At 58.6% G+C, this 19,291-nt stretch carries 14 protein-coding genes and 2 pseudogenes; 6 read left to right on the top strand and 10 right to left on the bottom strand.

Annotated features, from left to right (window positions below):
• The first annotated feature begins 219 nt into the window (after window positions 1-219).
• Together X730_RS159090 and X730_RS1000000165170 are read left to right on the top strand one after the other, a co-directional pair.
• Window positions 220-1,029 carry a type IV toxin-antitoxin system AbiEi family antitoxin gene (locus X730_RS159090; RefSeq protein WP_031196630.1) on the top strand — a complete coding sequence of 270 codons (810 nt, stop codon included), beginning with the start codon at window positions 220-222 and terminating at the stop codon, window positions 1,027-1,029.
• Window positions 1,026-2,486 (top strand): nucleotidyl transferase AbiEii/AbiGii toxin family protein, encoded by a 1,461-nt coding sequence (locus tag X730_RS1000000165170; protein WP_023825689.1) that lies wholly within the window; start codon window positions 1,026-1,028, stop codon window positions 2,484-2,486. Before X730_RS159090 ends, X730_RS1000000165170 begins: the two co-directional genes overlap by 4 nt.
• Window positions 2,487-2,593: 107 nt before the next feature.
• Here the strand turns inward: X730_RS1000000165170 and X730_RS159095 are convergent, their stop codons facing one another.
• Window positions 2,594-6,325, bottom strand: coding sequence for an SIR2 family protein (locus X730_RS159095; protein WP_196814793.1), 3,732 nt, complete (start codon window positions 6,323-6,325; stop codon window positions 2,594-2,596).
• Window positions 6,326-6,527: 202 nt separating this feature from the next.
• Between X730_RS159095 and X730_RS159100 the strand changes: the two genes are divergently transcribed.
• Window positions 6,528-7,868: a hypothetical protein gene (locus X730_RS159100; protein ID WP_023825687.1), complete on the top strand. Its 1,341-nt coding sequence runs from the start codon at window positions 6,528-6,530 to the stop codon at window positions 7,866-7,868.
• Window positions 7,869-8,127: 259 nt separating this feature from the next.
• Here X730_RS159100 and X730_RS159105 read toward each other — a convergent pair whose 3' ends face one another.
• From X730_RS159105 to X730_RS159115, 3 genes are all read right to left on the bottom strand, one after another.
• Window positions 8,128-8,709, bottom strand: a complete 582-nt coding sequence (locus X730_RS159105; protein WP_023825686.1) for a hypothetical protein — start codon at window positions 8,707-8,709, stop codon at window positions 8,128-8,130.
• A 216-nt stretch (window positions 8,710-8,925) separates the two neighbouring features.
• Window positions 8,926-10,836 carry a hypothetical protein gene (locus X730_RS159110; RefSeq protein WP_155922404.1) on the bottom strand — a complete coding sequence of 637 codons (1,911 nt, stop codon included), beginning with the start codon at window positions 10,834-10,836 and terminating at the stop codon, window positions 8,926-8,928.
• 27 nt (window positions 10,837-10,863) lie between these two features.
• A complete protein-coding gene (locus X730_RS159115) occupies window positions 10,864-11,520 on the bottom strand; it encodes a hypothetical protein (protein WP_023825684.1) in 657 nt (218 codons plus the stop codon).
• 92 nt (window positions 11,521-11,612) lie between these two features.
• On the opposite strand from X730_RS159115, the pseudogene X730_RS01000000164190 reads away from it, so the two are divergent.
• Together X730_RS01000000164190 and X730_RS159120 are read left to right on the top strand one after the other, a co-directional pair.
• A pseudogene (locus tag X730_RS01000000164190) lies at window positions 11,613-12,299 on the top strand (transposase); the annotation flags it as partial.
• Between the two features lie 1,062 nt (window positions 12,300-13,361).
• A complete protein-coding gene (locus tag X730_RS159120) occupies window positions 13,362-13,748 on the top strand; it encodes a hypothetical protein (protein WP_081731522.1) in 387 nt (128 codons plus the stop codon).
• A gap of 121 nt (window positions 13,749-13,869) precedes the next feature.
• Here X730_RS159120 and X730_RS1000000168490 read toward each other — a convergent pair.
• Both X730_RS1000000168490 and X730_RS159125 read right to left on the bottom strand, forming a co-directional pair.
• Window positions 13,870-13,984: pseudogene (locus X730_RS1000000168490) on the bottom strand (helix-turn-helix transcriptional regulator); the annotation flags it as partial.
• An 84-nt stretch (window positions 13,985-14,068) separates the two neighbouring features.
• Window positions 14,069-14,317, bottom strand: a complete 249-nt coding sequence (locus X730_RS159125) for a helix-turn-helix transcriptional regulator (RefSeq protein WP_023825680.1) — start codon at window positions 14,315-14,317, stop codon at window positions 14,069-14,071.
• A 425-nt stretch (window positions 14,318-14,742) separates the two neighbouring features.
• Here X730_RS159125 and X730_RS23985 point away from each other — a divergent pair, with 425 nt between their 5' ends.
• Entirely contained in the window at window positions 14,743-15,270 is a 528-nt protein-coding gene (locus tag X730_RS23985; protein WP_023825679.1) for a helix-turn-helix transcriptional regulator, read from the top strand.
• Between the two features lie 50 nt (window positions 15,271-15,320).
• Here X730_RS23985 and X730_RS159130 read toward each other — a convergent pair whose 3' ends face one another.
• The 4 genes from X730_RS159130 to map form a co-directional block, all read right to left on the bottom strand.
• Window positions 15,321-15,557, bottom strand: coding sequence for a hypothetical protein (locus tag X730_RS159130; RefSeq protein ID WP_245261301.1), 237 nt, complete (start codon window positions 15,555-15,557; stop codon window positions 15,321-15,323).
• Between the two features lie 579 nt (window positions 15,558-16,136).
• Entirely contained in the window at window positions 16,137-17,390 is a 1,254-nt protein-coding gene (locus X730_RS159135) for a site-specific integrase (RefSeq protein WP_023825677.1), read from the bottom strand.
• A gap of 147 nt (window positions 17,391-17,537) precedes the next feature.
• Window positions 17,538-18,203: a DNA repair protein RadC gene (gene radC / locus X730_RS159140; protein WP_023825676.1), complete on the bottom strand. Its 666-nt coding sequence runs from the start codon at window positions 18,201-18,203 to the stop codon at window positions 17,538-17,540.
• Between the two features lie 112 nt (window positions 18,204-18,315).
• Entirely contained in the window at window positions 18,316-19,149 is an 834-nt protein-coding gene (gene map / locus X730_RS159145) for a type I methionyl aminopeptidase (protein WP_023681623.1), read from the bottom strand.
• Window positions 19,150-19,291 lie beyond the last annotated feature (142 nt).

Genomic DNA, 19,291 nt, shown 5'->3' with positions numbered 1-19,291 from the left:
CGCGACCTACCTCAAGCGCGTCCCCGCAACCAATGCTATCATAAATCAATAACCGTCCCGGTCTAGCCGGGGCGATTTTTTGCGTTTTAAAGGCCCGGTCTCCTGCCTATTGATCTGTTCGCTCTAGTTCGCACTTATCGCGAAATTGGAGAGATGCAGAAACGACTAAATTTCATTGCCTTAGTTGCAAAAATTCGCATTTTTTGCTAATTAACGCAAATGACGAAAAGTCCTCCCCGTCTTCCCCAAGGTCGTTCCCAACTTGTCCGTGTGCTTTCCGCGGCAGGCGACGTCATTCACGTCGATGATGTAGTGGCTGCGCTCCAACTCGACCGCACCGCCGCCGCCCAGCGATTGTCGCGCTGGGTCGAGCAGGGATGGCTGAGCCGGGTGGGCCGGGGCGCCTATGTTGCAGCGTCAATTGATACGATGGGGTCGGATCGCGTCCTTGATGATCCATGGGTGCTCGTCCCCGCGCTCTTCGCGCCAGCCTATATCGGGGGTCGCACCGCGGCCGAGCATTGGGACCTCACCGAACAAATCTTCAAGGACATTCTCGTGATGACCGCACAGGCTTTGCGACAGAAGCGCCAGGAGAGACACGGCACGCTTTTTTCGTTGAAGCACATCGATGAGCGGAAGCTCTTTGGCACGAAGAGTGTCTGGCGCCATCAGACGCGTGTGCCCGTATCGGACGTGCACCGTACGATCATCGATATGCTGGATGACCCAGCGATCGGCGGCGGAATCCAGCACCTGGCCGATTGCCTCGCTGCCTACCTACGCCGTGTCGACCGCGACGACCAGAAGCTCATCGAGTACGCGGTGCGTTTCGCCAATGGCGCCGTTTTCAAGCGCCTGGGCTTTCTTGCGGAACGCTCCCCCGAAGGAGCGACGCTGGCGCGCCTTTGCGAACACCATCTCAGCGGCGGCCACGCCAAGCTCGACCCCGCCCAGGACGGGCCGCACGTTGTGACAAAGTGGCGACTGCGCGTTCCCCCGAGCTGGGCTCGCGAGGGAACGACATGATCGAAAAGCGCGAAATCCTCGCCATCGCCCAGCAGACATCCCTCACGCCACATGTCGTTGAGAAGGACTACGTCCTCGGATGGATGCTCGCCGGTATCTACCAACACGAGGATCTCGTGGAGAATTGGGTGTTCAAGGGCGGCACGTGCCTGAAGAAATGTTTCTTCGAGACCTATCGCTTTTCCGAAGACCTCGATTTTACGCTTATTAAGCCCGACCAACTCGACGCCGACTTTTTGAAGAGCACGTTTTCTGAAATCGGTGAATGGATCTACGAACAAACCGGCATCGAGATTCCAGCCGACAAGCAAGAGTTCGAGATCTATCAGAATCCCCGTGGACAAATCTCGTGTCAGGGTAAGATCAGCTATAAGGGGCCTGTCTCATCACCCCACGCGCTTCCGCGCATCAAACTCGACCTGACTGCTGACGAACGTGTCGTTCTACCGCCTGTCCGCGCGCAGATATTCCACCAGTATAGCGACGTTCCAGAAGACGGTATTGAGGTCTTGGCCTATGACTACGTCGAGGCCTTCGCCGAAAAATTCCGGGCGCTCGCAGAGCGGACACGCCCACGCGACCTCTATGACGTCGTGCACCTCTACCGAAATTCCGAGGCACGCCCTGACCCGCAGCGCTTTATGGAAGTCCTACGCGCCAAATGTGACTTCAAGGGCATCGATATTCCGCGCATAGCTGACCTCGAGCCGCACCGCACGGATCTTGAATCGGGCTGGATCCACATGCTGGAGCACCAGCTCCCGGCGCTCCTGCCGGTCGCGATCTTCTGGGAGTCGCTCCCAGAAATTTTCGCCTGGCTCGAAGGCGCCGTCACGCAACCACTCGCGGCGATGCCTATAGGCATTGGTGACACGCTCATCCGTGAACGGATCATCAGTTTGCCAGCGGGCGTTCGAGGCCAAACCTACATTGAGATGATCCGCTTCGCTGCGGCTAACCGGCTCCTTGTGGAAATCGATTATCAGGACAAGCAGGGCAACCGCTCGACGCGCGCGATCGAAGCTTACTCCCTCCGACGCTCACAAGCAGGAGACGTGCTGCTCATGGCGGTGCGCGCAGACAACGGGCAACCGCGCAGTTATCTAGTCGAAAGCATTCTTGGGGTCAAAGCCACCCAGACGCCCTTCGCGCCGCGCTACCCAATTGAACTTACGCCATCTGGCCTTCAAAGCATTCCACGGACCGCGAGTTCAGGCTCAGGAGCAACTTTCGCGGCGCGCCGCCCGCCAGTTATTCGGCGTTTGCCCGCTCTTAGATCGACCCGAAGCTCGAGTTTCGCCGCAGCAAATGGCCCAACCTACGTCTTCAGGTGCTCCGTCTGCGGAAAGACGTTCAACAAGAAGAGCTACGATGCGACTTTGAACAAGCACAAGAACAATCGGACAGGTTACGAATGCTACGGAACGTTTGGTACGTATGTGACAACAAAATACTAGTTGCCGGAAACAACCCCGGGTTCTCTGTCAAGAGGTGGTTAAGAAGGGCGGCAATGCTCGCTGGCTGGTGATGCTGATCGACGAAGCCAACGCTTGCCTTCTGCGAATCAGTCCTCGTTCGTATCGCCTTCAGCCTTATGTTCACGAAAGGCGTTTGCCCAGCCGCGGCGCGTATCCGGCAATGGGTCGCTTTCAATCGCCTCGGACCAGGCGGCGCGCATGGCCGGGTCGCCGCGGTTGCTGCGGTCCATCGCACTGACTAGCGCGGCGCTTAGATATCTCGCGAGGAACGGATCATAGCGCAGATGCTCTGCCGGGCCTGTCATCTCGGTTTCGTCGAGGATCAGTCTAAGCCCGATACTCAACGCCTCATCAATTTCGGCAGGTATCCGCGCCTGGTCCTTGCGCATCGAGGATGCCAAGAAACGGATCACGCACATTAACGGTGCCGGCGTTCGCACCGCCAGCACCTGCGCGATCTCGCGCCAGAACACCGCTTCAAAGTCAGGATCACAGCTTTTCGACCAGTACATTTGATCCAGCAGGGCCGAGAGAACCAGCGTATCGGTCTCATCGCCACTTCCAGTCAACGCGCGCAGCCCCTCTATGGCAGCATCCACCGCCACAATGCCCAGATCGAGAAGCCAAGGGTAGGCTGGTTCCAGACGAAGCGGATATCGATCGAGTATCGCCAGGGACTGCAATTTCTCGGTCGCAGCCGAGCTTGATCTCGCGCGTATCGCCAGGTTCGCTACGATCCGCCCGCATTCCTGTGCTAAGTTCCGATCACTACTGCTGAACAGGTCTGGTCTTGCCGATACGGCAGCGTGATCTGCAATGTAAACGTGAAGACGCTCGATTAGCGCAACGAGTTGAGCCTCGTCGATCAAGAACTGTTTCCCTCTGAGCAGGTTTGCCAGCGCACCGCTCTTGAGATCTGCATCCGTGAGCGGAGTGTCGGAAATAAACCTGGCGCACAAGGCTCCGTGCACATCCGCGCTGGCCGGCTTTGGAAATGAGAGGAAGGCACCGGAGAAGAAGACAGTCCCGCTGGGCAGGCCGTCTTCAACGTAAGCTGGATCCCACAATCCTTCGCCAAACACCTGTAAGTCTTTTTCATTGAGAAGCTCGGCATTGAACAGCCATGCCGCTCGCGACGAGGCCGCGAGCCGTGTATCGGCCTGACGCAACGCCGCGAGTGTATCTGAGACGATCGTCCGCCATTTCGGATCGGGTTTCCCCACTTTGACGTCGCCCGGGAGATTCTCCTCCGGATCGCGAACGCCATGGGCGAAATTGCCTAGGTTCTTGGTGATCGGATGTTCGAAGATTGCCAGCAGCATCGCATCGTACGCGGGGATCTCTGCAGCCTCAAAGCAGCGGCTCACCATCTGGCCTAGCTGATCGCCCAGATCGATGCTCCGGGGAAATCGGGGATCAGCATGTAAGGTAAGTCCGATCTCCAGCAACTTTGGAGCACGATGCGGCGTGCGCAGGACCACGCGCGAAGCGATTTCGAGAGCGGATTTGAGCCGTTCCATCCAAAAGCGCGGCTCCATGTTTCCCGCATGGACACGCTCCTTCGCCGCATCGATCAGGCGGAGAACGCGATCGATTAGACGGTCCGCCTCGCCCGCGTTGATCCTGGCGATCGTCGAACGGGAGAAAAGCGTGTCGAACTCCTTGCTCGTCAATCCAGCTGAGGCCCGAAGAAAAGCATCGATCGCCCTTGTTGGTGCCACATCCATCAGCCAGAGCGCAGCTTCGAACACGACTTGCCTGGCGACCGCTGCATGTCCAATGCGAAGCGGCAGGCCTCCCTCTTCCTGGAAACGGAGAGCCTGATAGGCAAGAAGCCGGTCAACGCGTGGATCTAGTGGTCCAAAATTGAACGTTCGATATATCGAGCCCAGATCAAATCGCCGCGTGCTTTCGCGCTCCTGCTTGAGCGGCGGCGGCGGCTGAGCGAGGCGCTCCATGAAGTTGAAGAAGTCGCTGCGACCCGGGCAGCCACGCGCTTGGAGTTCCTCCTGGCGCATGTCGAATCGGTCGCGCGCGGGCTTGTTCTCGTGCCAATCGCCGATCGTGCCGTACAAGACGGAGCTGCGGAACAACAGGGCGAAGCTCTCACGCGACCAGGACGCGATGTCCTTGGCGCCCCGCTGAGTTTGCTCGCGGATCGCGTTGAGTGCCTGCGCCGACAACAGTGATGCTTCCTCGTCGCGCCCAAGATCCGCCAGCAAGGCCGCCTTGCGCAGCAGCCAGAAGCTGTCGCCCTGGACATTCCACTTTTTGAGCGCTGCCTCGAGCCCATCGATATCAAAATCTGCGCGCAGGCGCAGGCAGCTATCATAACTCAGCCGTTCAAGCCCTTCTTTGTCCTCAGCAAGTCTGGGCTTGAGCCAATCCGCCCAGCGCGTGTAAAGGCCGGCGTCGTTCTCCTCGCGGGCGTGGCGCAGGATAGCGAGCGCAAGGGCGCGGAATTGTCGTGCCTGCTCGGGAAGTAATTGTTCGTAGCGGCCGATCGAAGCGTCCAAAAGTTCGAGAATTACGTCATCGACGGTCAGGACCAGCGGTACCAGCGCCGCCTCCTGTTGCCAGTTGAGCTCAAACAATGCCTCGAGCCGCTCCTCCTCGCCGAGCGCACGCAGTCCGTCGACGATTACGCCCAAACGCTCCCATAGGCGTTGCCAGAGCAACTGGCTCGTGCCAAAGGGCGGCACCACCCAGCCGGGATAAACGGTCCGGTTCTGCCGCCACTGTGTGACTAACTCACGAACCATTTGAACGGGCGCATTCGTCTCGGTCGACTCCCGATCCGGCATTGGTGATCTTGAATCGGGAACCGGGGTCACATGCACAAGAGGCGGTACGAAACCTGCTGCCGGCCGCGGCCAGCGTTGCGCGCGGTACGGCTCGGCCGCCCGCAAGGACTCAAGGAACCATTGGTGGGCATTCTCCATCCGCTGGCTCTGCGGCCAGGTCTCGAACATCTCAAGCTTCGCGAGATCGATTGGCTGGATGCGGCGACTTTCAAGCATCTTGCGCTTCGGTGCGCTTAACCCAAGCGCTCCGACCAGATAGATCAGCGGCGCCTTCGGCCCTAGGCGATCGCGGACCCAGCCAGACCAGAACAGGAAGTTCGGATCGTCTCCTGAGAACCCCAGCAGCACCAAAGTATTCTCCATCGCGAGCTGCTGCGCGAGATTGACGAATGCCCCAAAACGCGCCGGATAGGTCCTGAAATCCTCTTCCGTGAAGATGAACGGGCGATGGGAGGGGAAACTACCGTGCAGCTTGATTACTCTCGGTGCCCGTGCCTCCGGGATCTCCTCGACTGTGCGCAAAACGCTATAGACGCGCTCCTCCGCCCTCTCAGCCGCACGGTCCAGCAGCGTGTCCCAGTTGGTCGTCATAATATCCGCCCAAGGGAGCTGGACGAGCATCTTGTGCAGTTTGCCCGGCTCGAACTGAGGGTCGGGCACATTAGCCAATATCAATTCGTCGAGCGCGTTGCGTCCGAACTGTGCCTCGAATTCTTCTGCGACTCGTAGATACGCGCTGGTCGCGCCACTCTGCCGCAACAACCATTCGCGGTGACCGACCTCAGCGTCATGAATGTCGCCTGTCGCATTCCCGGAGGGGGCCGGGTAAAGCTGGATTACCATTGTTTCATAGATGTCGTTCCAGCCCGGCATCGTGCCCCCTGAGGCCCGCACCGGCGTAGCGTTGCGGCTGAAACCAGCGCCGACCAACAAAGCTGCCGACCCCACCGGCTCCCGCGCCCAAAGAGCTTTAGCGATTCGCGCAATATGCGGTGCGTCAGTAAAGGTACTCATCGTTCTAATCGCGTCCCCTTGCATCCCGGCAGTCCGCAGGAATGGAGCGTCGCAGTTTCGCAAGACTGGGATAGCCTCGAAGCGAGATTCTTGCCAATAATTTGAGTCGATCAAACTGGTCGATCGGACTCGCTGACGAGCAACAGTTTAGAAGGGAAAAACGTGGATCTCGCTCTTCCTTGTTATCAAAGAGACCGGTTCCATGACGTTCGGAACTGATGAACGATTGAAAAGCTATCTGGATACCAACCAGTTGCAAAGGGAACGGATGTGCACCGCTGTCCTAGCCTTGGACAAGCGGTTCACGAATGTTCGGCCACGTCACCCTCGGGGTGGACCTGATGGCGGTCGAGATATTGAAGCTATCTTGAGTGGGGAACAGAAAACCTTTGGTGCTATAGGGTTTGTCAATCAAGCCAACGACTCGACGGATCACAAGAAAAAAGCTCAGAAAAAATTCTCGGCGGATTTGGCGAGCGCGACCGCTGCCGATCCTGAAATGAAGGCCTTTGTCTTCTTCACAAACGTGAATCTTACAACCGGCGAAAAGAATGCCCTGGTTGAGAAAGCCACGAAAAGCGGGTTGGCCTATTGCGAAATCTTCGATCGGGAAAGAATTCGCCTGGTTCTTGACGGCGCAGATGGAATGGCGATCCGATTTCAGTCACTCGGCATCCCAATGTCTGACGCCGAACAGGCGACATTCTTCGCGCGATGGGGCGACGATATCCAAAGTGTGATTGTTGATGGATTCAGCGAAATCAGGAGATCGCTGAACCGAATGCAATTTCTGCATGAGATGAATGCTCCTCTTGAGCGGTTCCTTGTCCTCTTGGAGCTCGACCGCGAATACAATGGTAGTGAAATCGGCCACTTCCGGTTTTTCGTGAGCATGAGTCTCGCCGAGCCGCGAGATGGGCTCCTTATGGTAACTTTTGGAACATCGGATCGTGCTGACAGAGCGAGCGCAAAATCTGTGGCCGACGTTGAGGCCATGCCCGCGGGAATCTTGCACGGAATGATGGGTGCCAAGTGGGAGCGACGTATTCCGACGTCGGAAGATGAGCCGGAAGAGGATGCTGCCGACTCAGATGAGAGTGTCGTTGACGGAGAGGGCACCAGCGCCGGCACATTCACGTCAGTTGGGTTGGAGAATGTGCGCTTTTTGCGTGCTGAGTTTGGGTATGGAGGCGGAAGCTTTCGCTTCGGTCCCTACCTCCGTCTCTCTGACATTGACGACAGCATGATTGCTCTGTTCATGAACAAGTCATTGGCTGAAAAGATCAAAGCCATTCATTTTATCGGCAACCAATACAAGCTTGCCGAATACGGCCGTGACGGTTTTCGAATTGACATGCACGGCAAATGTGAGCCGACTCTGATCTTTACGCCGTCCGAGCTGACTGACGACTGGCGCCGGATCATGCGGAATTCCGGTCCATTTAGCGTTCGATATTCAGAAATGACGCCCGTCAGACTCTTCGAACCAGTCGAAGCGAGCAACTCCCTGCCAGGGCGGCGGTCAAGGAAGCCGAACATTTAGCATGAAAATGCATGCCCGAGTCCACATGATCAAGGTTGAGGAATGCGTAGCGCTGCAGTGGCTGCACTCGAGATCCACAAGTTGCACGTTGCTGTCTGCGCCGAATTGCCGACGAGCCATGCGGCGCCGCAGCGAAGGCTTTAAGCAGGCATCATACGATGCCACGCTTTGTCAGCGATGCTCGACATAATTCACAGGCTCCTCTGGCACTAGCCTTTTTTGCTGTGCGTGACGGAATCAAGCCTATGCAAATGATGGCTCAGACGGCTCTCGCTTCTGCAATATCTCGGATGGAGCCTATGCGAAGCGTAATCTCGTCAGCCTTTAATTTAGCGATGTCGGCGTTGCGCTGATGAAGCCTGTTCACGATGACCTGATTGAGTTCGTAACCTCCCCGCCTGGCAAAGACATACCTGTATTCCTGCTCCGCAGCGTAGGTATAGCGCTTCAAAAAAGGAAGGTGTGTCGGGTTCTTGATATCGACCCCTTCGGCCACGGCGGCATCAGTTCGGTAGTAGGTAATTCGATCCGCTCGCAACAATGGTCGATCGAGCCGGGTAAGACGGCTCCGGCGCACTAATGCGCCAGCGATGCGGTCGTGCAATGCCTTCTCATCGGTAATTTCTATGCAGGCTCCCCCGAATTTTCGCAAACCGGCGTCATAGGCCATAGAGAGGCAAAAGCAGAAAATGAGTTCCGGCCGTCTCAGCTCGTTGTGGTAGGCGAAGCGGCCAACAATCTTCTGCCCGGTCGTTACGTTAGTGAGGGTTACATCGCTGTTCGGCGCGTCCACATGCATGCCCTCGTAGGCATCGACGCGCGGGTCGCCTTCGATTTTCATGAAGTACGGCAGGTTACGAAACAGGAGGTTCCCATCAAGGACGCTGCTGGCATACTGCTCTGGTAGATATTTGAAAAGTCTCAGGTTGGCAGTTCCTTGTGTTCTTCACCAGGACAAATAGCCCGGTGCTTCTGCACCGCAGCGAGCCAGTTGGCTGCGCGATAGTTGGCAATGATGTCTGCTTGTCTAAAAAGCTGGCGAAACCGCGCCCGAATCTCAGAACGGGCTTCCGAACTCGTTCTCCCATTGCGTCAGTCTCGCGCAGGCCTTCTGAAACGTCCTTTCGTCTTTCACGTATTGCAGCGGGGCCCCGATATCGTCTTCACGTGCCTTCAGAAACGCCGTCGCGTCCGCGGGGGAAAGTCGCGCTTCTGCCAGCTCACGGATCTTGTCCTGATATTCCGCTTTCTCGGACGCAGCCTCGGCTTCCCTACGGCGCTGCCTAACGAAGACCGACAGAGCCTCCCGCGCGCGGGTCAATCCAGACTCGCTGTCTTCCGCCAGTTCGACGGGCGTCATATCGTTCATGTCCGCTCGTCTGGTGTGCAGAAACGCGCTTCGATCCTCGCCGTTCAATTCCGTTTCCGCATCGACGCATAAACGATCACGCCGCGAGTGACGAAGGCGACTTGCCTCCAAAAGCTGCCGTTGGCGGCGTACTTCGGCCTGTTCTTCCATCTTGACTTTGCGGCGGGAAATCGCGTTGCTGATAGGCAGCCCTGCGCTCCCATAGAAAAGAGGACCGTTTCCTTCCAGCATCTGCACAATGGTTGCGATTTCGCCGATGATCTTGGGAGCCTCGACCTCCGAGCGCAGTGCCTTGTCATAGGTCAAACCGGATTCCTGGCGGATCGATTGCAGCCACTGGTCGACCGTTGTGCCGGCTAGTTCGTCGGCAGGAAGCTCGCCAAGTATCCACCCTACGCGCTGCACCGTCTCCTGAATCAAAGCGGTTCTTTGGTTTGCAGCCAGGGTCCTCGCGTTCCATGGTTTGGCGAACGCCGGGGCGAGTATGATGCCGAAGCCTTGCGGGACAAGGACACCCTCGCCGAGCAGATACTTCAGATAATTGTCGACCGCCTTCCAAGCCGGAGCAAAGCGGGCGTCGATCGCGGTGACCTCATCCGCCACCTCACTGGAAACACGGAGAAAGGCTTTTTGGATCAGCCGGCGCTTTTCCAAATGGTTGACGATCGGCACGGCTTTGCACTGGGCGTTGCCGAGGCAGCGATCATGAAAGACCTCGGCTAGGATGATGGCTTGCCATACCGCCGGCGGTTGGGAAAAACATGCGAAGCCTGGGACGTCGCGGCCGACAAACTTTGCAAGACCGATCGCTTGAAGCTCGACCTCGCGTGGGACCACGAAATCTCGGCCGACCGGCTTCGCCAATGCCTGTCTGTATGCTGCTGCAGTTTGCTCGACCCGGCTTCGGTATCTGGCCGTCTCGGCAACCTCGCGCCTACACCGCTCCTGCTGCCATTTGAGCTCATCTGCGTCTTGCTTGGCCCGCGCAGCTTCGATGCCTGGATGATAAAGCCACCGACGCGTTGCGGTTTTCAGCACCGCCTCGTTGATGGCATCCCTTAGCGAGTCACGCGGAAGCTTGGACAGATCGATCTCGACGGCGGGGATCTTGTGTTCCTTGAGGCGCTGGATTTTGGCGCTGTCCGCGAAATGGGTGACGGCGACCTCGACGAACAGGTCATAGCCAAGTGCGCGAATATAGAGGTCGGGAATGATGGTCTTGGAATCGTTGTACTCGAGCCGAAGAAATTCGGTTTCGACCTCTATGCTGGGCTTCATCACCAGGCGTTTGTTGTCGAGCCCAAGCCGCTCTGGCAGGATCAGTCTCGGATTGATGCGAAACGCTTCCTTTGCCAGCAAATGCAAAACCGTCTCCGGACCGCCTCCACAGGCCTGAACATCGTGGTGGGCGAAATGCGCCACCCGGTGATCCTCCTTCAACCGGGCCACCAGTTGCCCATTGCAGGCCGGGCAGACGCAGCCGCAAGCCAGCCCGCGCGGGACCTCGCCTATATGAGGGAATGTCCCGTCAGGGCGCCTTCCGTAGACGAGTTGCGCTCGATCGGTGCCGTAGGACTTCTGCGCTTGCTCGTGATCCATGCTTGCGACCTGGGAGCGTTCATTCGATCAAATGGGTTCAAGTTCCGCCAGGAATTCCGGCATGGCTTCGGATATTCGATTGTACGCAAGTTCGAACAAGCCGAGCGAGCCAAGCAGCGCATTGGCGATCATGTCGACGGTTCCCTTTGTATCCCTCAATCCGCGTCCGAAATCTGTCAAATACCGTGGAGGGTCGGGCTTAGAATATAGTCCGGCGACGCCGGACCAATTCGGATGTGCGATTTCACTCAGGCTATCATAGCCGGCACGCACCCCGGGTACCGCTTTGTCCATGCGGTCGATACAGCTCAGGATCTGCATGGCCTGTGGCCCATCCGGCCACTTACGTGAGCCCACGAGCAGCCGTATCAGCAGATCGTTCAGGTCTTGCGGTGAATGGGTATGCCGCGCATCGAGAATCTCCCAGAGTTTCCACACCAGGGCAGCATTCTCGGTAAGCGCTCGGGTCAAAAGGGCGGCAACGCTCAGGTCCTCGCGTCCAAGAGCATCGCATGCATTGCGTGCCAGCTCTTCGCTCCGCCAGATCAGCGCTTCGCGTGCGCACAGCAATTGGAATGGCGCTTTGGACCACACTCCTAAAGCGGCCGCGTCGATTCGAGCCGGCAGATTTTCGCGCAGCCGGGTTGCAAACTCGCGTGCTTCGACAAGCTCTGCAGAAACCATGTTCGGGGCGGCCTCTTCTCCTGACCCATCTTACCTGAGTCCCTCCGATCGGCGAACTCCAGCCAAAGGATCGGCCGGGTACCCGCAATCCGAAGACCAAGTTCGTTGACCTGGAGAACGCCATCCGTCATCCGCCGAAGGCGTTTGGCATTCGCCTGGGGCAGGGTCGGACGAGGGGCTTTCGAGCAGGCGGTGCGCCAGGCGGTGGCGGACGATCCGCTGTCAACCGAACTGATGGACGCGATGCTGTCGGCGCGCGGCACTGTGGAAACAGTACTGCTGTCTGCACGATCTCGTCGTCAGAACGGTGGCGCGCAGCGAGCCATGTCGATGCTTCATGGCCATCCCCGGCGTCGGCCGATGACGGTGCTTTCATTTATGACAGCAATTGACGATCCGACGCGCTTCAGCCGCTCGCGCGACGTCGCGGCCTACTTCGGGCTGACGTCGCGGCGCTGGCAGTCGGGACTTCAATCGATGTTCAGGGCCGCATCTCAAAGGCGGCGACGCGGACGTTCGGCGCGCGCTCTACGAAGTGGCATCCGGTTTGATGACGCGCTTCAAGGGGCAAGGACAGGGTCAAGAACTGGGGCCGGGAGATCGCCAAACGCTCCTGCCACCGCAAAGCCTGTGTCGCGGTGGCGCGCAAGCTGGCGGTGATCACGTACGCCATGTGGAGCGACGGCACGTTCTACGTCGGCGATCCGGCCGCGGGTGAGGGCGACGCCGCGCAGCGCGCTCATGTCAAGGACCGCAAGCTGCTGGGAGCGCATCGATGAGCGGTGCGGCGGCAAATGAAACGCATGGTGGCCGCACGTTGACGGGCGCTCTCTGAACAAGGAGATCCGCTCCGGCGGATGAGGACCGGTGCAGACAAGGAACGACGGAACGCAAATTATCCTGCCTGCGGCCGCACCGATCGACAGACGGCCGGACTGCGCTCGATTGCTTGTGACGATGCTCCGTCAGTCCGATGGAAAAAGTGCGCCACGAAGGTTCGAGCGCTGCACTCGTGCAGCCAAACATCCCGTAGCAGAGCGCGGAAGATTGCACGGCGCATGGGAACTCCACGCTCAAAAGCGGAATCGTAGCAGATAGAATAGATTCGTATATTATCGCAGCCGAAAGTAGGAACGACGGTATTTACAAAGTATCTCCAAACACGACCGATTAAGATGGCGAGATAAAAGGCCGCGAGGTGCGGCGTCGGTCGGTTGTGTTATTCCAATAGGTTATTCCCAATTTTCGCGAGGTGCAGGTTTTCCCTGCACCTCCCAAGATCGTCGATTTCGTTCTTCGTCCATAGCTTAGTGCGATGTGCGGCCACCCGGCTGGCCTTTGCGGGGGCTGGGGCCGGGAAGGAGGGCGTGGTGAGATTGTTCTTGAGGTGGCCGCTCGTCGTTAGATAACGAGCTGTTGGGTAAACTTCGTTAGCAGCTCGCCGACTTAGCCTGAGGTGGCCCGCGATCGGCGAACCCGCTGTAGCAGAGGGGCGTCACTTCGGCCCGTGGAGCCGACGTCGCCGGCGCCGGCCGCAGGATGGCGGCCGAGCGCAGGCTTGTCGGCTGGCGTCATCTTCCGCATTGCGGATGCATAGGCTTCACGCCCAGTGGAAGCGAGCCAGTCGCGACACGTCCGCCCTCAAATCCAAGGTTCCGTCGGAGTGTTCGTCGGGCACGGCATCCTATCCGAGATGCAGGCGCTACGCATCGCCCGGCCGCACTGGCTCTCGACTGCTTGGGTCTGCTGATCCTGACACGAATGCGCAAACCGTCGTGTTACGCTTTGATGGTTTTACGCCACTGGCGTGATGGCCATCAATGCAAATGGGAGAGGTTGCCATGTCTAGGATCAACCGCCGCGCCTTGCTCCTCCACTCCGGCAGCGCAGTCGTCGCGTCGTCAATGACGGCAACGGCGCTCGGTGCAGAGCCGCCGAGCCGAGACCAAGAACTGTCTAACAGTCTTCGAGCGCTGATTGAGGCGCACAAGACAGCCTATGCTGAGTTCGGCAAAGCCCTGCACGAGTTAGGCGGTGGCAGCGGCGACCCCCTCAGAGCCAGCCGGCAAGAGGAGAGAGCGCTGCTCGCCATCTGCGCCTATCCGGCTGTTGGGGAAGGGAATCGCTTGGCCAAGGCCCGATATCTTTTGGAGATTGAGGCGCGCGGTGAACTAGACCACCCAGAGCACATGCGGGCCGTTCTCCGATCGACGATTTGGAAGGGATGATGCGACCGGCGCACGGACGGTCGGTAATGAACGTCTGGGTATGCGCCTCATATTGGACGCAGAAGGTTAGTTTGCCGTTGCCCGTAACGCGTCTCACAAGAGGCGCATCGGTTTGCTACTGCAGCGTGATGACCGTCGGGTTGCGACGACCACGTTCAGGCCGCTTAGATATTGCTGGCTAAACCCTGAAGGCGCTTCCACCTCTTCCTGGGTCACGGGCTTCTCTCCCGACACAAGCGACCGAAGTCTCAGCCCACGAGTTTGCGCATATCCATGTGCGTAGACTTGGCAACTTACACATGTTGAGTTTATCAACTTCTTTATTCGTCAAGCTCCGACTTCGATCCCTGCAGATCAGCTGAGGGTCGTTTCAGCAATTCTGCGGCGTCCACGCCCAGCACTTCGGCCAGCCTATCAACGACATCGATGCTGGCATTATACACGTTGCGTTCCAACGCACTAATGTAGGTGCGATCGATCCCTGCCTGATGCGCAAGCTCCTCCTGTGACAGGCCTTTGGTCTGCCGCAAAGCTCTCAGGTTTCGCGCGAACACCTCTCGGATTTCCATAGATCCGAGAGCATTGCCTTGAAGAGTATTTCACCACGGAGTATTCTCGACAATCGACATTCGGAGACCCAGATTCCGTGATTGGTTTTGGACAGGAGAGCTTCCGCTCGGGTTCATGCTTCTCATCGCGGTCGGCCTGCGGCCGCCGCAAGATGGGATTGGAAAGGCTGGTGAGCCGGATCTCTAACGCCGCCATTAAGGTATTCTTTCTGCGGCTGAGACGAGTATCGCTGGGCTGCAAGACCCTACTGGCGATTGGGTGCCGCCAAAACGGCATCAAACTCTCTGACCATTTGGGTAATCCGGATTACCCAAACCAAATGCCAGAACGCCGGTCAGGAAGGTTTCGCACTCCCTGATCATTTGGAAGTTTGGTGAGCTTCGCGGGAGCGCAGCACGACGAACTTTCCAGTTTGGAGTGATAGATGCAGCATCAGAAGATTTTTCCGGAATCGAAGCGCACCAGATTCGAGGTGTGGGAAAGGACCGGAGCGGAGAGCGCGCCTCATCCCGCCGATCAGCACGTCGGCAGGCAGATCGCGGTCGTTCGCGTCCAGTCGGACGTCTCGCAGGCCCAGCTTGCCCGATCCATCGGTATCAGCTTCCAACAGCTCCAGAAATATGAGAACGCGAGGAACCGGGTGAGCGCATCCATGCTCTATGAGATCGCTAAGTCGCTTGGCGTTCCTGTCAGGCGCTTTTTCGAAGGCCTGCCCGGAAATAACGAAACCAGCCTTAACGCTTCGCCTCTGCCGGTCGATGAGCGCATCAACTTTATCGCCAGCGCGGAAGGCCGGCGCCTGATCGAGGGGTTGATGCAGATTCCTCCACGGGTGCGTGGTCGCGTGGCAGCCGTAATCGTTGCATTGGGAGAGGAATTGGCGGGACCCGACGCGAATAGGGACACCAAGGCGTCGGACAAATCCGCTCCGTCTGACCGCAATACCGCTTGATACGCGGTTGCGGCGTTTTCGTAGTAACTCGCGAGTTCGTGAGTATGTATTCAAAGCGGGGCGGTTCCCATGCCCCAGCTTCGCACCGGCCATCTGCCGTCTGCCCTCTTTTCCTCTACCGTGAAGTAAAAATCCCTGAATCGTTTCGCCTCGAAGCGTGGCAGCATGTCCGAAAATTGCGCTCTGGTGACGTCAAGGGACAGACTCAGCGACGGCAGCTGATCGGCTTCAAAAAGCGCGCCCGCGTCGGGATGTTCCGTCTTCATGGGAGTTGGGGCCATGATCATGACGACGCCAGGCCATCTGAATGCTGCGTTCGGCATGACGAGCAAGGCGGGCAGTATGACATAGGTGAACTCGACTGATTGGCGGGGCGGGCCTTGCTGCACGACCTGGCCAAAATTTATGTTGGCTGAGCCGACGATCTCACCGCGCTATTCGCCCGCAACGAGCGGCGGCAGCTGAAGACGGGTTGCCTTCTTTCGGACGGTCATTTCATAGGTTTTGCGTCAGGAAGCCGGCAACATCAACACCCCGCTGCCTCAAGCCTACACCGGCTTCCCGCGACGACTGCCAGCCCAGTTCGTGCGAATCTGATGGGGCCGTGTATTGACCAAGAGGAAAACAGGCGGGCCACCATTCGCCAGGCTGCGATATGGTTCGAAGGAATGTCCGTACTTCCAAAACCGACTGAAAAACCGGTTGAATTCTGGAATTCAAGCCGGTGCGGTCGCGTTGGCGAAGCCAAAAAGGCAAGCGATTTCAATCGGTGGAATGGCGCGCCCGAAGAGATTCGAACTCCTGACCCCCAGATTCGTAGTCTGTTCCCCAGGTGAAGCTCTACCCCTGCCGGCGATCACAGATGGTCATGCAGCTTCCTCGAGTGCGGCTTTACGCTTCTTCTTCATCATGATCTCGCGGACAAACTTGTCCCACCGCGCCATGGCAGCACGCTTTTCCGGCATATAATTCCAGCGATCGTAGCTCTTGGAACTGACGTCCTGCAGAGTGTGGTTCTGCAATCGGTCTCGGATCTCTTTCGAGAGCCCTGCCTTTCCGGCAAGCGTCTTCCAGGTTCGCCGGAGATCGCGGTTTGTCACGACGGGGATGACCTCGCGACCGCGTTGGCGCCACATGAACGAATAGAGCGTGCCATGGCTGACTGGTTTGGACGGGTCGGTTGCGGATGGAAAAAACCAGCCAAATTCATTCGGCTTGATCGACCCGATAAGCTCGGCCGCGATCTTGGGCACGGGGATGGCGTGAGGCTTTCCATTCTTAGTTTTGGACCAATCGATGATGCGCTCGGCCGCATCCCATTGATCGACGTGTAGCCGAGCGATCTCCTCGACGCGCTGGCCGGTCAGCATAAGAATTCTTACGGCACGCGTGTAAGGGGGGTGGACCGGGGCATCGGGAGATTCGAGCCAACGATAGAGACGGATAAATTCCTCCTCGTCCAACCAGCGTGTTCCAACGTTTTTTGGTTCGGTTGGAATACCTGCAGCTGGATTGTAGACGAGACGAAAGCGACGGACCGAGGTTGAGCGGTAGTCATGCTCGGATTTCAGCCCCCAACTGAAGGCCGATCGAATATAGCTGCGAACATGATCGGCCATGGACCGTTTGCCTCGCTGATAAATCGGACGAATGATGTCCCTGATCTCCTCAGGCTCGATGTCGCGGGCAGGGCGGTTGCGGCCGAGCGAATCGGCGATCTTGTTCAAGCCCTTTTCAGCCTCCTTCCAGGACGGTTTTCCATCTGCCTTGAGCGACGCGACGTAAGCCTCGAACAGATCGGCGACCGTGCCGGGGCGCGTGTCGCCCGCAATCTTAATGCTGCGTCCCTTCTGGATCATGTCGGCGAAGTCGCGTCTGAAAATCTCACGGGCTTGGCTGAGGCCCATTGACGGATACGAGCCGAGCTTTTTCTTGAGACGCTTTTGGTCTCGCCACTGCTGGGCCATCCAGTCCGCCGTTACGCGGGTCGGCATTGGCTTTATCACTAGCACGAGGCGGCCTGTTCCGTGGCCCTCGCCATCGACAAGGTTCTGCTGCCTTCCGGTCTCCACGACCTGCTTCAAAGCGCGGCGAATCTCTCCATCGGTAAGGCTTGGCACTGGGGTCTCCCGTAGGCTTTCGAGTGGGATCGGCTGACGGGTAGTAGGGGTCTGTGGTTGGGTATAAAATGGGCTTCGATCCCCCTAAAACCGACCCCAATATGCCACAATGTCCGACTCTGCGACAAGTCGAAAATGCAATATGTATCAATGTGCTAAAGCGTGATTGTGCGTGATCGAAAAGAAGCGAGTGGGATGGTTATGCACCAGGATGACGGCGCTGGCCGACAGTTCCAGCGCGCGCTTGATCACTTCGCGCGGATAGACCGGCGTGTGGTCCACGGTGCCGACCTGCTGTACCTCGTCGGCGATCAGCACGTTCTTCTTGTCGAGGAACAGGATGCGGAAATGTTCGCGGTTCTCGAACGCCATCGCCGAGCGGCAGTACGCAAGAAGCTGCGTCCAGTTGGACAGCACCTCGCGGTCGCGAACCTCGGTCCGCGCCATGCGCTGCGCGGCAGCGGCAATCACCTTCAGGTCGACCGCCACGGCGGGGCCGATGCCCTTCACCTCCTGCAGCAGCGCCACCGGTGCGCCAAGCACTTCGCCAAAAGTGCCGAAGCGCGCCAAAAGCGCCTTGGCGATCGGCTTGGTGTCGACGCGCGGGATCAGGCGAAACAGCAGCAGTTCGAGAAGTTCGTAGTCGGGCAGGGCGTCCGCGCCGCCGGCAACGAAGCGCTCGCGCAAACGGTCGCGATGGCCGTGATAGTGTGGCTTCTCCGCCGATTTGTCTCTTGGTGCCTTGTCCTTCGCCGGTGGTTCAAGCCACCGCTCGGAGAAGAACCCCCGTCCGTCGTCACCGCTGTTCCCCATCCATCCCCCTCACTCCCCGAGGCTTCGACGGCAGATTAGAGCGGTAAGCAGCGCGCGGTCGAGTTTTTTCGGCGACGGCGCCTCAAAGCTGCGGCTTGAGGCGATCTTGTTTTCAGCTGACCGGCGGCAGGCCGGGGCGGTCGAGCTTGTTTGGCGACAGGGTGAAAATCTCGCAGCCAGTTTCGGTGACGCCGATCGTGTGTTCGTACTGCGCCGACAGCGAGCGGTCGCGCGTCACCGCCGTCCAGCCGTCCGACAGCACTTTCACATGCGGCCGGCCAAGATTGATCATGGGCTCGATGGTGAAGATCATGCCCGGCCGCATCTCGACGCCTTCCGAGGCGGTGCCATAGTGCAGGATGTTGGGTGCGTCGTGGAACAGCTGGCCAACGCCGTGGCCGCAGAAATCGCGCACCACCGAGCAGCGCTCTGCCTCGGCATAGGTCTGGATGGCGGCGCCGATGGCGCCGGTGCGGGCGCCGGGCCGGACCGCCGCGATTCCGCGCATCAGGCACTCATGAGTGACTTCAAGCAGGCGTTCGGCGGCGCGCTTGATGGTGCCGACGGGATACATGCGCGAGGAATCGCCGTGCCAGCCGTCGAGGATGTAGGTGACGTCGATGTTGACGATGTCGCCATCCTTCAACGGCTTGTTGTCTGGAATGCCGTGGCAGACGACGTGGTTGATCGAGGTGCAGGACGATTTGGTGTAGCCGCGGTAGTTGAGCGTCGCCGGTAGCGCGCCTTGGTCCATGCCGAATTCGAAGACGAAACGGTCGATGGTCTCGGTGGTGACACCCGGCTGGACCATCGGCACCAGTTCATCAAGGCAGCGCGCGGTGAGATCGCAGGCCTTGCGCATGCCGGCAAATCCTTCTTCGCCGTAGAGGCGGATCTGGCCGGTGTTCCTGAGGGGTGCCGTGGCGGCGTCGAGATAGGTGACCATAGTGTCCGTTTGCCTGTAAGCGGGCGGCGCATATCAGCCCGTTAGAAAATTTCCCCAGATTTGGCACTGCAAGCCGCAAGGTTCAAGGAAGAACTGCCGGCAATGGACTGATACTGGCGATATTCCTGGCTTGCGCGGCCGC

It is taken from the genome of Mesorhizobium sp. L103C131B0, from assembly GCF_000502275.1.
In the GTDB taxonomy this organism is placed as follows: domain Bacteria; phylum Pseudomonadota; class Alphaproteobacteria; order Rhizobiales; family Rhizobiaceae; genus Mesorhizobium.
The sequence above is the reverse complement of the archived record's forward strand: the minus strand, read 5'-3'. Positions and strand labels throughout refer to the sequence as shown.

Bases quoted from the DNA above. Each gene is read 5' to 3' on its own strand.
- X730_RS159100 (WP_023825687.1), top strand. From the start codon at position 6,528: ATGACGTTCGGAACTGATGAACGATTGAAAAGCTATCTGGATACCAAC.
- radC (WP_023825676.1), bottom strand. From the start codon at position 18,203: ATGGGGAACAGCGGTGACGACGGACGGGGGTTCTTCTCCGAGCGGTGG.
- X730_RS159130 (WP_245261301.1), bottom strand. From the start codon at position 15,557: ATGATCATGGCCCCAACTCCCATGAAGACGGAACATCCCGACGCGGGC.
- map (WP_023681623.1), bottom strand. From the start codon at position 19,149: ATGGTCACCTATCTCGACGCCGCCACGGCACCCCTCAGGAACACCGGC.
- X730_RS159120 (WP_081731522.1), top strand. From the start codon at position 13,362: ATGTCTAGGATCAACCGCCGCGCCTTGCTCCTCCACTCCGGCAGCGCA.
- X730_RS159090 (WP_031196630.1), top strand. From the start codon at position 220: ATGACGAAAAGTCCTCCCCGTCTTCCCCAAGGTCGTTCCCAACTTGTC.
- X730_RS159105 (WP_023825686.1), bottom strand. From the start codon at position 8,709: ATGAAAATCGAAGGCGACCCGCGCGTCGATGCCTACGAGGGCATGCAT.
- X730_RS159095 (WP_196814793.1), bottom strand. From the start codon at position 6,325: ATGAGTACCTTTACTGACGCACCGCATATTGCGCGAATCGCTAAAGCT.
- X730_RS159125 (WP_023825680.1), bottom strand. From the start codon at position 14,317: ATGGAAATCCGAGAGGTGTTCGCGCGAAACCTGAGAGCTTTGCGGCAG.
- X730_RS1000000165170 (WP_023825689.1), top strand. From the start codon at position 1,026: ATGATCGAAAAGCGCGAAATCCTCGCCATCGCCCAGCAGACATCCCTC.
- X730_RS23985 (WP_023825679.1), top strand. From the start codon at position 14,743: ATGCAGCATCAGAAGATTTTTCCGGAATCGAAGCGCACCAGATTCGAG.
- X730_RS159110 (WP_155922404.1), bottom strand. From the start codon at position 10,836: ATGGATCACGAGCAAGCGCAGAAGTCCTACGGCACCGATCGAGCGCAA.
- X730_RS159115 (WP_023825684.1), bottom strand. From the start codon at position 11,520: ATGGTTTCTGCAGAGCTTGTCGAAGCACGCGAGTTTGCAACCCGGCTG.